The sequence below is a fragment of the Arthrobacter sp. Bz4 genome (genome assembly GCF_003075455.1).
Taxonomy (GTDB): domain Bacteria; phylum Actinomycetota; class Actinomycetes; order Actinomycetales; family Micrococcaceae; genus Arthrobacter_D.
This window is the reverse complement of record NZ_QDAE01000005.1, coordinates 101,615-114,963: the sequence shown is the minus strand read 5'-3', so window position 1 is coordinate 114,963 and position 13,349 is coordinate 101,615. Positions and strand designations below refer to the sequence as shown.

10 protein-coding genes are annotated in these 13,349 nt (G+C 66.6%); 1 reads left to right on the top strand and 9 read right to left on the bottom strand.

The annotated features are described in order from the left end of the window. The first annotated feature begins 23 nt into the window (after positions 1-23). Positions 24-1,370, top strand: coding sequence for a 6-phospho-beta-glucosidase (locus tag DDA93_RS06200; protein ID WP_116778309.1), 1,347 nt, complete (start codon positions 24-26; stop codon positions 1,368-1,370). 45 nt (positions 1,371-1,415) lie between these two features. Here DDA93_RS06200 and DDA93_RS06195 read toward each other — a convergent pair whose 3' ends face one another. From DDA93_RS06195 to glmS, 9 genes are all read right to left on the bottom strand, one after another. Then, positions 1,416-1,928, bottom strand: coding sequence for a GNAT family N-acetyltransferase (locus tag DDA93_RS06195; RefSeq protein ID WP_116778308.1), 513 nt, complete (start codon positions 1,926-1,928; stop codon positions 1,416-1,418). An 11-nt stretch (positions 1,929-1,939) separates the two neighbouring features. Then, on the bottom strand, positions 1,940-2,986 hold the full coding sequence (mgrA, locus tag DDA93_RS06190) for an L-glyceraldehyde 3-phosphate reductase (protein ID WP_019481550.1): 1,047 nt from the start codon (positions 2,984-2,986) through the stop codon (positions 1,940-1,942). Between the two features lie 49 nt (positions 2,987-3,035). After that, entirely contained in the window at positions 3,036-4,772 is a 1,737-nt protein-coding gene (gene treZ, locus DDA93_RS06185) for a malto-oligosyltrehalose trehalohydrolase (protein ID WP_116778307.1), read from the bottom strand. Further along, entirely contained in the window at positions 4,769-7,099 is a 2,331-nt protein-coding gene (gene treY / locus DDA93_RS06180) for a malto-oligosyltrehalose synthase (protein ID WP_116778306.1), read from the bottom strand. The genes treZ and treY overlap by 4 nt, the downstream gene beginning before the upstream one ends. A gap of 84 nt (positions 7,100-7,183) precedes the next feature. Then, the gene (glgX, locus tag DDA93_RS06175) at positions 7,184-9,364 is read right to left on the bottom strand and encodes a glycogen debranching protein GlgX (protein WP_116778305.1); all 2,181 of its coding nucleotides are present in this window, start codon (positions 9,362-9,364) and stop codon (positions 7,184-7,186) included. Between the two features lie 75 nt (positions 9,365-9,439). After that, complete coding sequence (locus tag DDA93_RS17075; protein ID WP_347693145.1) at positions 9,440-10,003, bottom strand: ADP/ATP-dependent (S)-NAD(P)H-hydrate dehydratase; 564 nt, start codon at positions 10,001-10,003, stop codon at positions 9,440-9,442. Further along, complete coding sequence (locus tag DDA93_RS06170) at positions 9,906-10,991, bottom strand: NAD(P)H-hydrate epimerase (RefSeq protein ID WP_347693144.1); 1,086 nt, start codon at positions 10,989-10,991, stop codon at positions 9,906-9,908. Before DDA93_RS06170 ends, DDA93_RS17075 begins: the two co-directional genes overlap by 98 nt. A gap of 2 nt (positions 10,992-10,993) precedes the next feature. Then, positions 10,994-11,392 (bottom strand): holo-ACP synthase, encoded by a 399-nt coding sequence (locus DDA93_RS06165; RefSeq protein ID WP_116778304.1) that lies wholly within the window; start codon positions 11,390-11,392, stop codon positions 10,994-10,996. Between the two features lie 6 nt (positions 11,393-11,398). Continuing rightward, on the bottom strand, positions 11,399-13,297 hold the full coding sequence (gene glmS, locus DDA93_RS06160; protein ID WP_116778303.1) for a glutamine--fructose-6-phosphate transaminase (isomerizing): 1,899 nt from the start codon (positions 13,295-13,297) through the stop codon (positions 11,399-11,401). Positions 13,298-13,349 lie beyond the last annotated feature (52 nt).

The following is a 13,349-nucleotide window of genomic DNA, read 5'->3' as shown; positions in this document are numbered from 1 at the left end:
ACATTTACTGCTGCGGAGGGTTCATGAAACTGGTCATCGTGGGCGGCGGCGGCTTCCGGGTTCCGCTGGTGTACCGGGCCCTGGCAACCGGTCAGTTCGCGGGCGTCATCACTGAGGTGGTCCTGCATGATTCGGACCCGTCCCGGCTGAAGGCTATTGCCCGGGTCCTGCAGACGATGCCGCTGCCGGCGGGCTCCAGCCGGCCACAGTTGGAAACCGAGTTGGCCCTTGACCATGCCCTGGCCGGCGCCGATGTGGTCTTCGCGGCCATCCGCAGCGGCGGCGCAGCAGGGCGGGTCCTCGACGAGCTTGTTGCCCTGGACGAGGGCCTGCTGGGTCAGGAAACCGTGGGCGCCGGGGGCATCTCCTACGCACTGCGGTCGGTGCCGCAGATGCTGACGGTCGCTGAATCCATGCGACGAGTCTGCCCCGCCGCGTGGCTGATCAACTTCACCAACCCGGCGGGAATGGTGACCGGCGCGATGCAGGCCGTTCTGGGTGACAAAGCGATTGGAATCTGCGATTCGGCTGCCGGGCTGGTGTCACGCGCGGCGACGGCGGCAGGGGTCCCCCTCGTCGAGGGCTCCCTGGCCGGGGTTGACTACGTTGGTCTGAACCATCTGGGCTGGTTGCGTGGCCTGACGTACGAGGACGTCGACCGGCTGCCGGGGTTGCTGGCGGACCCGCAGCGGCTCGCCTCCTTCGAAGAGGGCCGGGTGTTCGGGCCGGATCTGCCGAGGCTCCTCGGGGCGGTGCCCAACGAGTACCTGTTCTACTATTACTTCCACCGCGAGGCGGTCCGGTCCCTGTCGGGGGCCGCTGAAACCCGCGGTGCGTTCCTGCACCGTCAGCAGGAGCAGCTCTACACCGAGTTGCTGACGACGCCCGAGCCCTTCGCGGTGTGGGACGGAGCGCGGCTCGCCCGGGAAGAGGGATACCTGGCCGAGGCCCGCCCGGACGCTGAGGAACGCGATGAAGCCGGCCTGGCTGGGGGCGGTTATGAGCGCATCGCTTTGGCGGCGATGCGAGCCCTGTTGACCGGCCAGCCCACCGAGCTGATCGTCAATGTCCGCAATGGGGGCACCCTACCGGCCTTGCCGCCGGACGCCGTCGTCGAGCTTCCCGCCCGGCTCGACCAGACCGGTGCCACGCCGCTGCCCGCCGGGCCGCTGACCACCCACCAGCTGGGTCTGATGGGGCAGCTGCTGGCGGTGGAGGAGGCGGTGATTCACGCGGCCGTCCACGCCGACCGGGACTCGGCGCTCCGAGCGTTTCTGGTGCATCCGCTGATCGACTCGGCCCACGCTGCCTCGCGGTTGTTGAACGGGTACGAGCGGGCGTTCCCCGACCTGGCCGCGTTCTGGAGGTAGCCACCCACTCTTGGAGGGGTGTTTCGATGCGGCGGAACGGGCCGGTCAGAGCTCCCGGAACATCAGGTGCAGCCCCACAAAACCTTCGGTCGGGTGCCGGAACGCGCCGGGAACGGTGGCGAGGATCCCGAACCCGAGCGATTCCCACAGCCGCACCGCACGGGTGTTCGTTTCCACGACCGCGTTGAACTGCATCGCGCGGTATCCCTGCTCCCGGGCCTGCGACAGCACCCGGCCGGCCAGAAAACGCCCCACTCCCCTGCCGCCGGCGTCACCGGCCACCAGGAAACTGGCGTTCGCCACGTGCGACCCGCCCCCGCCCCGGTTCGCGTGCAACTGGGCGGTCCCGACGACGGCGCCACCGGGCACCTCCGCGACGTATACCCGCATCGTGGCGTCGGAGGGGGCCAACCATTCGACCCGCGCCTGCGCTTCGGAAAGCTCAGCGTCCCAGCAGTAGGTCTCACCGGCGCGCAGCACCGGTTCCATGATGGCCCAGAGGGCGGGCCAGTCCGCCTCGGTGGCTTCACGGACGTGCAGCGCCCCAGCGTCGGACATCGGTGGGACGCCTAGGCGTCGAGGGCCTTGGCCCACAGGTTGATGTCCGATTCGACAGCGAACTCGTCGATGGCGGTGAGCTCGTCCTGGCTGAACTCGAGGTTCTTCACGGCTGCCAGGCTGTTCTCCAGCTGCGTCACGCTTGACGCGCCGATCAGGGCCGATGTGATGGGGCTGCCCTTGGACTGCTCGCGCAGGATCCAGGCGATTGCCATCTGCGCCAGCGACTGGCCACGGTCCTGGGCGATCCGGTTGAGGCCGCGGACCCGGCGCAGGTTGTCCTCGGAAAGGTGCTCTTCCGACAGCGACTTGTTGGACGCCGCACGGGAGCCCTCGGGAATTCCGTCGAGGTAGCGGTCGGTCAACAGCCCCTGGGCCAGTGGCGAGAAGGCGATTGATCCGACGCCCTCCTGCTCCAGTACCTCGGGCAGGTTAGGAGTGCCGTTCTCCACCCAGCGGTTCAGCATTGAGTAAGAGGGCTGGTGGATCAGCAGAGGCGTGCCGAGATCCCTGAGGATTGCTGCGGCTTCGGCAGTTTTCTCCGGCGAGTAGGAGGAGATCCCCGCGTACAGGGCCCGGCCCGACCGCACCGCGGTGTCCAGGGCCCCCATGGTCTCCTCGAGCGGCGTGTTCGGGTCGGGACGGTGGCTGTAGAAAATGTCCACATAGTCCAGCCCCATCCGGTTCAGTGACTGGTCGAGGCTCGCGAGCAGGTATTTCCGGGATCCCCACTCGCCGTAGGGGCCCGGCCACATGTCGTAGCCGGCCTTGCTGGAAATGACCAGCTCGTCGCGGAACGGAGCAAAGTCGTCCTTGAGGTGCCGTCCGAAATTCGTTTCGGCGCTACCGGCAGGGGGTCCGTAGTTGTTGGCCAGGTCGAAGTGGGTGACCCCCAGGTCGAAGGCACGCCGCAAAATGGCGCGCTGATCGGCGAACGGCTTGTCATCCCCGAAGTTGTGCCACAGGCCGAGCGACACAGCGGGGAGCTGCAGTCCGCTGCGCCCCACCCGTCGGTAGGGCATCGTTTCGTAACGGTCATCGGCTGGGTGATACGTCATGGGTCTCTCCTGGGTCTGGGGGAAGGGTGGTGCGGCGGGACTGGCTGAATCAGCTGAGAATTGCCGACCCGCGGGCCGGCAGGGTGCACCGGCCGGCGTCCAGCACCTCGCCTGGGACGGTGGACAGCAGTACCTGTGAGGCGTCCACGGGAACGGTCCGCTCCTCGTCGGCGAGATTGACGACGACGACGGTCCCGCCGCGGCGGATCGCCAGCCACTTCTCGGGCTCGCTGAAGTCGACGGACACAGCAGTGAAGTCGGGATTCATCAGGTCGGGGGTGTCGCGCCGCAACCGGATCAGCTGGCGGTACACCTCCAGGAGGCGCGCGTGGTCGCCGGTCTCCACTTCTTCCCAGTCCAGCTTGGCTGACGCGAAGGTCGCTGGATCCTGCGGGTTGGGCACAGTGTCGGCGTCCCAGCCCATCCGTTCGAATTCACGCAGCCGGCCCTCGGCTGTTGCCTTGCCCAGTTCCGGTTCGGGGTGGGAGGTGAAGAACGGCCAGGGGGTGGAGGCCCCAAATTCCTCGCCCATGAACAGCATCGGGGTGAAGGGCCCGGCAAGGTTCAGGACAGCGGCCTGCGCCAGCTGGGCGAAGCCAACGGTGGCGCCCATCCGGTCACCGGCCGCCCGGTTACCGATCTGATCGTGGTTCTGCGTGCAGACCACCAGCTGGTGCGTGCTGATGTGGGCCGGGTCGATAGGCCGTCCATGGCCGCGTTCGCGGAAGGACGAGTAGGTACCGTTGTGGAAGAACCCGTCTGTCATGACTTTGGCCAGCGCGCCTACCGAGTCGAAGTCTTCGTAGTAGCCGGTGGTTTCCCCGGTGACGTTGACGTGCACGGCGTGGTGGAAATCGTCGCTCCACTGGCCGGTCAGCCCGTAGCCGCCCGCGGCACGTGAGGTAATGAGCCGGGGATTGTTCAGGTCTGACTCGGCGACCAGGAACAGGGGTTTGCCCAGTTCCGTGGCAAGGGTGTCGGTCTCCTGGGCGAATTCCTCGAGAATGTGCAGCGCACGTTCGTCGTGCAGTGCGTGCACCGCGTCGAGGCGGAGGCCGTCGACGTGGAAGTCCTTGAAGAACATCCGAATATTGTCCAGCACGTAGCGGCGGACCTCATCGGACTGCGGCCCATCGAGGTTCAGCGAATCACCCCAGGTATTCGCTTTGCCTTCGGTCAGGTACGGGCCGAACTGGCCCAGATAGTTGCCGCTGGGTCCCAGGTGGTTGTGCACCACATCCTGGATGACGCCCAGACCCCGCTGGTGCGCCGCATCGACGAACCGCTGGTATCCGGCGGGACCCCCGTAGGTCTCCTGGATTGCGAACCAGAGGACGCCGTCGTAACCCCAGTTGTGGGTGCCGTTGAACGCGTTCACCGGGAGGAGCTCGATGTGCTGGACCCCCAATCCGACCAGGTAGTCGAGCCTGCCGATCGCCGCATCAAAGGTGCCCTCGGGCGTGAAGGTCCCGATGTGCAGTTCGTAGATCACTCCGCCGTTGAGGCCCGGAGACGCCCAGGAGCTGTCCTGCCACGCGTAGGAGCTCGGGTCGAAGGTCTGGGAGAGTCCGTGCACGCCGTTGGGCTGGCGGCGGGACCGGGGATCGGGGATCGGCGACTCAGCGCCGTCCACCAGATACCCGTAGGTGGTGCCCTCCGTTGCCGCCGGGAGCGTGTCGACGGTCCACCAGCCGTCGTCGCTTCTGGTCATGGCCGAGGTGGTGCCATCGGCGTGCAGCGAGAGGGTGCTTGCCTTGGGGGCCCAGACGTCGAATGGTTTCCTCATGATGCGTCCTCCCGGACCAGCAGTGCTACTGGGTAGGTTTCAAAAATGGTTTTGGCGGGCACGGGACCGCCGGAGAAGGATGCACCGGTGATGGCGCAGCTGTACTGGCCCTCCGGCAGCACGATCGAGGTGTCCTTCCAGCCGCCCTGGCGTTCGAGGCCGAGGGGTAGCCGGGTCACCAGGGTGAGAGCCCCCCCGCGGTCGAAGGCGAACACATGATCGGCGGCCGCACCGGTTGTCGCGACGGCGGTGTACCCGCCAAACAGTTCGGGCCGGTCGCGGCGTAGCTTCAGGGCGCGGGAGACCACGAGCAGCTTGGCCACCGCTGACTCGTCGACCGCTGGCAGCGCACCGAAGGCCAGGTTCACCAGTGCTTGTTTCCGCGCTTCGAAGTCCACGGGCCTGCGGTTATCGGGGTCCACCAGGGAGTCTTCCCAGAATTCGGAACCCTGATACACGTCGGGGACGCCGGGCATGGTCAGTTGCAGCAGCTTCGCGCTCAGGGAGTTTGACCAGCCGTAGCCCTTGATCTTGTCCACCAGAGCGGTGATGAGGGCTGTGACCGCCGGGGTGTCGTAAGCCGCGTCGACCGCGGCGTGCATGCGGTCCTCGAAGGCGTCGTTCGGGGCTGTCCAGTGGGTACTGGAGTCGGCTTCGCGGGAGGCCTTTTCCACGTAGGCGTGGGCCCGTTCGCGGCTGAGCGGCCACGCACCGACCATGGCCTGCCACAGCAGTGACGAGAAGGCCGGGTCACCGAGGGGCGCGGCGTCATCGAGCTGGCCAAGAATGGTGGCCCACTCGTCGGCCATTTCGGACAGGACGCTGATCCTTGCCCGGGTGTCCTCGCTGCGTTTGGTGTCGTGGGTGCTCAGCGCCGTCATGGACAGTGGGTTGTCGCGCTGGCGGCGGAGGAGACGGTTGTGCATCTCGATCCGGCCGATGGAGAAAATGGACGGGTCGGCGCCTACCTCGTTCAGTGAGGTGAGCCGGTTGTACCGGTAGAAGGCGGTGTCCTCGACCCCTTTGGCCATCACCATGCCCGAGGTCTGCTGGAACCGGGTGGCCAACTCGGTCAGGGGGGTGTCAGTGCGCGCGGCGTCAGGGTCGGCCAGGTAGGGGTTGAGCAGGGGGTGCAGCGCCTTGAGTGTGGCGGCCAGGTCGGGGCGGTGCACCTGGGCGGCGACGACGGCGTCGTCGAGGTAGTCCGCACCACCGGGCAGGTAACTGCGGTAGACCGGGAAGCACGCCAGGAGTTCGGCGATTGCGTCGGCTGTCTGCTCGGCGTCGAGCCCGGCGTCGGTCGGAACCAGGCGGGTCAGCCGCAGCACCTCCGACCGGAGGATCCCATCGGCGATCCCCCGTTTGGTGCCGTGGATCATCGAGTGGAACTCCTCGGCTGGCGCAACCCGTTCAAGTGCGGCCTGGCCGGCCGGGTCAACGAACAGGCGGTCAATATCCGCGAGCGCATCGTAGCCGGTGGTGCCCTCGGTTGCCCATTCCGGCGGGAGGACTTCGCCCGGCTCCAGAATTTTCTCGACCAGGACATAGGCCCCGCCGGTGAGTTCACGCAACCGGTCAAGGTAGCCCGCAGGATCGGCCAGCCCGTCCGGGTGATCGATCCGGAGCCCGTCCACCAGGGATTCCTCAAACCAGCTGCGGATCTCGCGGTGGGACTCATCGAAGACCCGTGGCACTTCGACGCGCACCCCTGCGAGGGTGTTGACGCCGAAGAACCGGCGGTAGTTCAGCTCGCTGTCCGCGCGCCGCCAGTTCACCAGTTCGTAGTGCTGCCGGGCATGCACAGCCTGGGCTGTGTCGCCGGTTTCGTAGCTGCCGTCAGCGATCGGGAACCGGTGGTCGTAGTAGCGCAGTTCCCCGCCGTCGAGCTCCAGGGCCGACAGCTCGTCATCCCCGTCGCCGAGGACCGGCAGACGGATCTTCCCGTCCGCGGCCGCCCAGTCGACGTCGAACGCCTCGGCGTAGGGCGAGTCCTGGCCACCCTTGAGCAGCGAGGACCACCAGGGGTTCTGCGCAGGGGTCTGCACACCCAGGTGGTTGGGCACAATGTCCACCAGGACACCGAGCCCCGCCGCATGCGCGGCGTCCGAGAGCGCCACGAAGGCGTCCCGTCCGCCGCGCTCCGGGTCGATCGCCGTGGGATCGGTGACATCGTAACCGTGCCCCGATCCCTTCTCAGCCGTCAGCACCGGAGACAGGTACACCCAGTCCACGCCAAGGTCCCGCAGGTACGGGACCACCGCGGCGGCAGCCCTCAGGTCGAACTCGGATTGAATCTGCAACCGGTAGGTCGACTTCGGGATCCTCATGGATGTACTCCTGAACTTCGGTTCTGTGTGTCGTTCGAGCTGCGGCAGGGTGAACTGCTGCGGTGCCTGGGCTGGCCCAGGCGGTTAGGCGCCGCCGGGCTGGTGCGAGTTGGCCAACGCGGCCAGTGACGCTGCCACCGAATGATCGAGATCCTCGGTTTCGGCGTGGGCGCGCAACACCACCATGGACTTGGCTTCCAGCGTGATCGTGGCTTCCGCTGGAATGGCGTCCGAGTCCGCGTATTTACCGGCCGTATCGATGACCTCATCCCAGGCCGGAGCGTACTCCTGCTGTGGGAGGGTGAAGTCGACTGGCTCGTCGCTGGCGTTGAAGAGCAGCAGGAAGTTCTGGTCGGTGATCCGCTGCCCGCGGGCGTCGCGGCCAGAGATACCCTGCCCGTTCAGGAACACGCCGATGGAGCGGCCGAACCCGGAGTCCCAGTCCTCGGGCGCCATGACGGTGCCGTCAGTGCCCAGCCAGACGATGTCCGGCAGGGCCTCGCCCTCGCCGCGTCGTACCGGCCGGCCGTCGAAGAACCGGCGTCGGCGGAACGTTGGGTGCTCCGACCGCAGCCGGTTCACGGCGGCAGTGAATTCGAGCAGCGGCTGATCCATCTGATCCCAGTGGATCCAGCTGATCTCGGAGTCCTGGGCGTAGGTGTTGTTGTTGCCCTGCTGGGTGCGGCCCAGTTCATCGCCGTGCAGCAGCATCGGCACACCCTGCGACAGCAGGAGGGTAGCAATGAAGTTGCGCTGCTGGCGGACCCTGAGGGTGTTGACCTCCGGGTTGTCGGTGGGGCCTTCCTCACCACAGTTCCAGGACCGGTTGTGGGTTTCGCCGTCGTTGTTGTCTTCACCGTTGGCGTCGTTGTGCTTCTCGTTGTAGGACACGAGGTCCCGGATGGTGAAGCCATCATGGGCGGTGACGAAGTTGATCGACGCGACCGGGCGGCGGGCTGACTGCTCATAGAGGTCTGCTGAGCCGGTCAGTCGTGAGGCGAATTCGCCGAGCGTCGACGGTTCTCCACGCCAGAAGTCGCGCACCGTGTCGCGGTACTTGCCGTTCCACTCGGTCCACTGCGGTGGGAAGTTGCCCACCTGGTAGCCGCCGGGTCCCACGTCCCACGGCTCGGCGATGAGCTTGACCTGGGAGACCACAGGGTCCTGCTGGACCAGTTCGAAGAACGCTGACAGCCGGTCGACGTCGTAGAACTCGCGGGCCAGTGTGGACGCGAGGTCGAAGCGGAAACCGTCGACGTGCATCTCGGTCACCCAGTAGCGCAGGGAGTCCATCAGGAGCTGTAGGGAGTGCGGGTTGCCCACGTTCAGTGAGTTACCGGTGCCGGTGTAGTCCATGTAGTACTTCTTGTCGTCTTCGACGAGCCGGTAGTACGCGGAGTTGTCGATGCCGCGCATCGACAGGGTGGGGCCCATGTGGTTGCCCTCGGCGGTGTGGTTGTACACGACGTCGAGAATCACTTCGATGCCTGCGAGGTGGAGTTCACGCACCATGGCCTTGAATTCCTGGACCTGCTCACCGGTGTCACCGGCGGAGCCGTAGGTGTTGTGTGGTGCGAAGAACCCGATGGTGTTGTAGCCCCAGTAGTTGGTGAGGCCCTTTTCCTGGAGGGTGCTGTCATTGACGAACTGGTGCACTGGCATCAGTTCGATGGCGGTGATTCCCAGCTTCTGCAGGTGCGAGATGACTGAAGGGTGTGCGACTCCGGCGTAGGTGCCGCGCTGTTCCTCGGGGACCTCCGGGTGCAGCTGCGTGAGTCCCTTGACGTGGGCTTCGTAGATGACCGACTGGTGGTACGGGATCCGGGGCTTACGGTCACCGTCCCAGTCGAAGAATGGGTTGACGACCACGCCCAACATCATGTGGGGTGCCGAATCGTCGTTGTTAATCGAGTTTTCGTCACCGAAGTTGTATCCGAACAGTGCCGGGTCCCAGTCCATCTGGCCGTGGACGGCCTTGGCGTACGGGTCCAGGAGGAGCTTGTTCGGGTTGCAGCGGTGGCCCTCTTCGGGGGCGTTGGGCCCGTGGACCCGGTAGCCGTACTTCTGGCCCGGGACGATGTGCGGCAGGTAGCCGTGCCAGACGTAGCCGTCCACCTCGTTGAGGTGCACGCGGGTTTCGGTGCCGTCGTCGTCGAACAGACAGAGCTCCACCCTGTCGGCAATCTCGCTGTACAGCGCAAAGTTGGTGCCGGTGCCGTCATAGGTTGCACCCAGGGGGTACGCTTCGCCGGGCCAGAGTTCCATGTGTTCTCCTGAAGTGGTGTAAATCGTGGGTCGAAAAGTGAACGGTCCAGCTACCTTCATAGCGCAACCAGGTGACTAGTTAGTGAATTGTGTCCTTGAGGGTGGGGCGGTGAGCAGGTCCGCGAGGACGGCACCGAGGTGTTGCGGCAGCTCCGAGACCACGATCGGTCCGAACTTCGCAGCTCTGGTTCCCGCCAGACCGTGGAGCAGCGCCGCAGCTGCTGCTATCGCCGCCCATTTGTCCTGCACCGGTACGCCGATGCGGTCGATGGCAGCGTCCCCGTCGTCGTCGGCCAAGGTGGCCACCAGGGCACCCAGAATGCCGGCGAGCGTATCCCCCGACCCCGCGGTCGCGAGCCACGGGGTCGCGTCCGCCTGACTGAACAGTGCACCCGACGGCGACGCCACCACGGTGACCGCACCCTTGAGTAACACTGTGGCGCCGGTGAGCTCAGCCGCGATCCGGGCGTACTCGGTGGGGGCCGCCTCGATGTCGCGGCGGGTCGCCCTGACCTTGCGCTTCGCCAGCACCGCCTGCAGCTCACCCGCATGAGGGGTCAGGATCACCTGTGGCGCCAGCCTGCGCGGCAGGAGCGCCAGCGCACCGGCGTCCACCACCGTGGGCAGGCCGGACGCCATCGCGTCGCGGGCCCGACGCCGCTGGTCCGGGTGCTCGTCGGCCCGGGCCGACCAACCAGGCCTGGACGTGGGTCGGCTTGACCTGCCCCTGGGAGCAGACCGCTTCGGGGTGGGTCCGGTTGACCAGATCTGCGACCGACGGTGGTCCCAGATACCTGACCATTCCCAGCCCGGTGGCCAGGGCTGCTCCGGTCGCCAGGACCGCTGCACCCGGGTACATCGCCGAGCCGGCCGCAATACCAAGCACGCCGCGGGTGTATTTGTGGTCGGCGGGGCGGGGCCTGCGGTACAGGGCCGCGGCGTCGGCGGCCTCGAGACGGAAGAGGTCGGGTTCCAGCAGGGACCCGGAGAGCCCGATGTCAACGACGACGACGCGCCCCGCGGCGTGCGCCCCCGGCCCGGCGAGGAGCCCGGTCTTGAGCGCGCCGAAGGTGACCGTGAGATCGGCGTGAAGGACCGGTTCGTTGACCACGCCGGTGTGCGCATCCACCCCGCTGGGCAGGTCGCAGGCGACGACGACGCCGGTGGCCACCGCGGCGAGCTCCTGGACGAAGGTGGCTGCCGGTTCCCGGAGCCCCCCTGACCCGCCGATCCCCAGAATCCCGTCAATGACGAGGTCTGCGGCGGCGGTTGCCTCCACCAGGCGGTCGGTGGTCGCCTGGCTGAGGAGTTCAACCCGGCCGCCGGCGCGCTGAAACGCTGCGAGTGCCAGCGGATGAGTGGTGGCGGAGGTGAGGATCGCCGTGGTGCGCACACCCCTGCCGGCCAGACGTGCCGCTGCGAACAGGGCATCGCCAGCGTTGTTGCCGCTGCCAGCGAGCACCACCGCGGTGCGCCCGTAGCAGCCGCCGGTCCGGCTGATCAGTTCGGCGGCTGCCGCGGCGTACAGGCCGTGGGCTGCGCGCTGCATCAGGGCAGCGCCGTGCCCGGCGTCGAGGAGGGGGGCTTCAGCCGAACGGATCGCACTGCCCGAATAGGCGCTAAGCATACTTAGGAGTCTATCCCGACCGACGGTGCTGTTGCTGCCACGGGTCCGGGATCGGCTTCGGCGACCACCATTGCTGTCGCTACCCCTCCGTCATGGCTGAGCGAGAGGTGCCAGCGGCGCACACCCTTCGCGGCGGCGACCGCCGCAACGGTTCCTTTGACTTCCACCGAGGGGCTGCCGGCAGCGTCGATCCCAATCCAGCAGTCCTGCCAGTTCATGCCCGCGGGGGCGCCGAGGGCCTTGGCCACCGCCTCCTTGGCCGCGAACCGGGCGGCGAGCGAGCGCAGGTTCAGCACTCGCTCGGCCGGCACGAACAATCGTTCACGCAGGCCAGGCGTCCGCTCCAGCTGCCGCCCAAACCGGTCTATGTCAACAACGTCAACGCCTATGCCAACGATCATCGGTGATTACTCAACCGTGACTGATTTGGCCAGGTTGCGGGGCTGGTCGACGTCGTACCCCTTGGCGGACGCCAACTCGCAGGCGAAAATCTGCAGCGGCACCGTGGTGAGCAGCGGCGCCAGCAGGGTGGGAGTCTTGGGGACGTAGAACACGTGTTCGGCGTAGGCTTCCACCGAGGTGTCGCCCTCCTCGGCGATCACGATGGTGACTGCGCCGCGGGCGCGAATCTCCTGGATATTGGAGACCACCTTGGCGTGCAGGGAATCCCTGCCGTTCGGTGACGGCACCACGACGACCACCGGCTGCCCATCCTCAATCAACGCGATGGGGCCGTGCTTCAACTCGCCGGCGGCGAACCCTTCGGCGTGGATGTAGGCGAGTTCCTTGAGCTTCAAGGCACCCTCCATCGCCACCGGGAATCCGACGTGCCGGCCCAGGAAGAGCACCGACTTGGCGTTGGACATGTCGCGGGCAAGCTTCTTGACCTTGTCGGCGTTGTCCAGGATGCTCTGGATTTTCGCTGGCATGTCGGCGAGATCGGCCAGGACGTCCGCGATCTCGTCGCCGAACTTGTTGCCGCGCAGTTGCGCCAGGTACAGACCCAGCAGGTAGGCAGCGGTGATCTGGGCGAGGAACGCCTTCGTCGAGGCGACGGCGATTTCCGGACCGGCGTGGGTGTACAGCACGGCGTCTGACTCACGCGGGATGGTGGATCCGTTGGTGTTGCAGATCGCCACCACCTTGGCGCCCTGTTCGCGGGCGTAGCGCACCGCCATCAGGGTATCCATGGTCTCACCGGACTGGGAGATGGCGACCACGAGCGTCTTCTCGTTGACGATCGGATCGCGGTACCTGAACTCGTGGGAGAGCTCCACCTCGGTGGGGATACGGCACCAGTGCTCGATGGCGTACTTGGCTACCTGTCCGGCGTAGGCCGACGTGCCGCAGGCGAGGACCACGATCTTGTCCACGGAGCGCAGGATGGTCTCGTCGATCCGCAGCTCATCAAGGATCAGCTTGCCCTTCGCGTCGGAGCGGCCCAGGAGGGTCTGCGCGACGGCGTCGGGCTGGTCATTGATTTCCTTCTCCATGAAGGAGGGGTAGCCGCCCTTTTCCGCGGCCGCCGCGTCCCAGTCCACGTGGAATTCCTTGCCCTCGGCCGGGGCACCGAAGAAGTCGGTGATGACGACGTCGTCGGGGGTGATGGTGACAACCTGATCCTGGCCCAGCTCGACGGCGCGGCGGGTGAAGTCAATGAAGCCTGACACGTCGGAGCCGAGGAAATTCTCGCCGTCGCCAAGGCCGACGACGAGGGGCGAGTTGCGGCGGGCCGCGACGACAATGCCCGGCGAGTCCTGGTGCACGGCGAGGAGGGTGAAGGCGCCCTCCAGTAGCTGGCTGGCTTTGCGCATGGCATGGGTGAGCGGGTCAGGGTCGCCAGCGGCCGAGAGTTCCCGGTAGATGCTGCCGAGCAGCGCTGCCGCTACCTCGGTGTCCGTTTCGGAGAGGAACGTTTCGCCCTGTTCAAGCAGCCCTGCCTTGAGTTCGGCGAAGTTCTCGATGATGCCGTTGTGAATGACGGCCAGCCGGCCGTTGTCGGCGAGGTGGGGGTGTGCGTTGGTGTCATTGGGTGCACCGTGGGTCGCCCAGCGGGTGTGGCCGATACCGGTCAGGGACGCGGTCAGCGGTCGGGCCTCGAGTTCGGCCACCAGGTTGCTGAGCTTGCCGGATTTCTTCCGCGACTCGATGCCGTTGGGGGTCAAAACTGCCACTCCGGCCGAGTCGTAACCGCGATACTCAAGGCGCCGCAAACCTTCCATGACGACGTCGAGCGCGCCATGGGTTGCGGTTGTACCGTCTGAGGACACTGTTGATCGGCCTACGTAGCCTACGATTCCACACATGGGCTTAAGAGTACCGTCAGCCCGGGCGTTCAGACGCAGGCCGCCGCTCCCT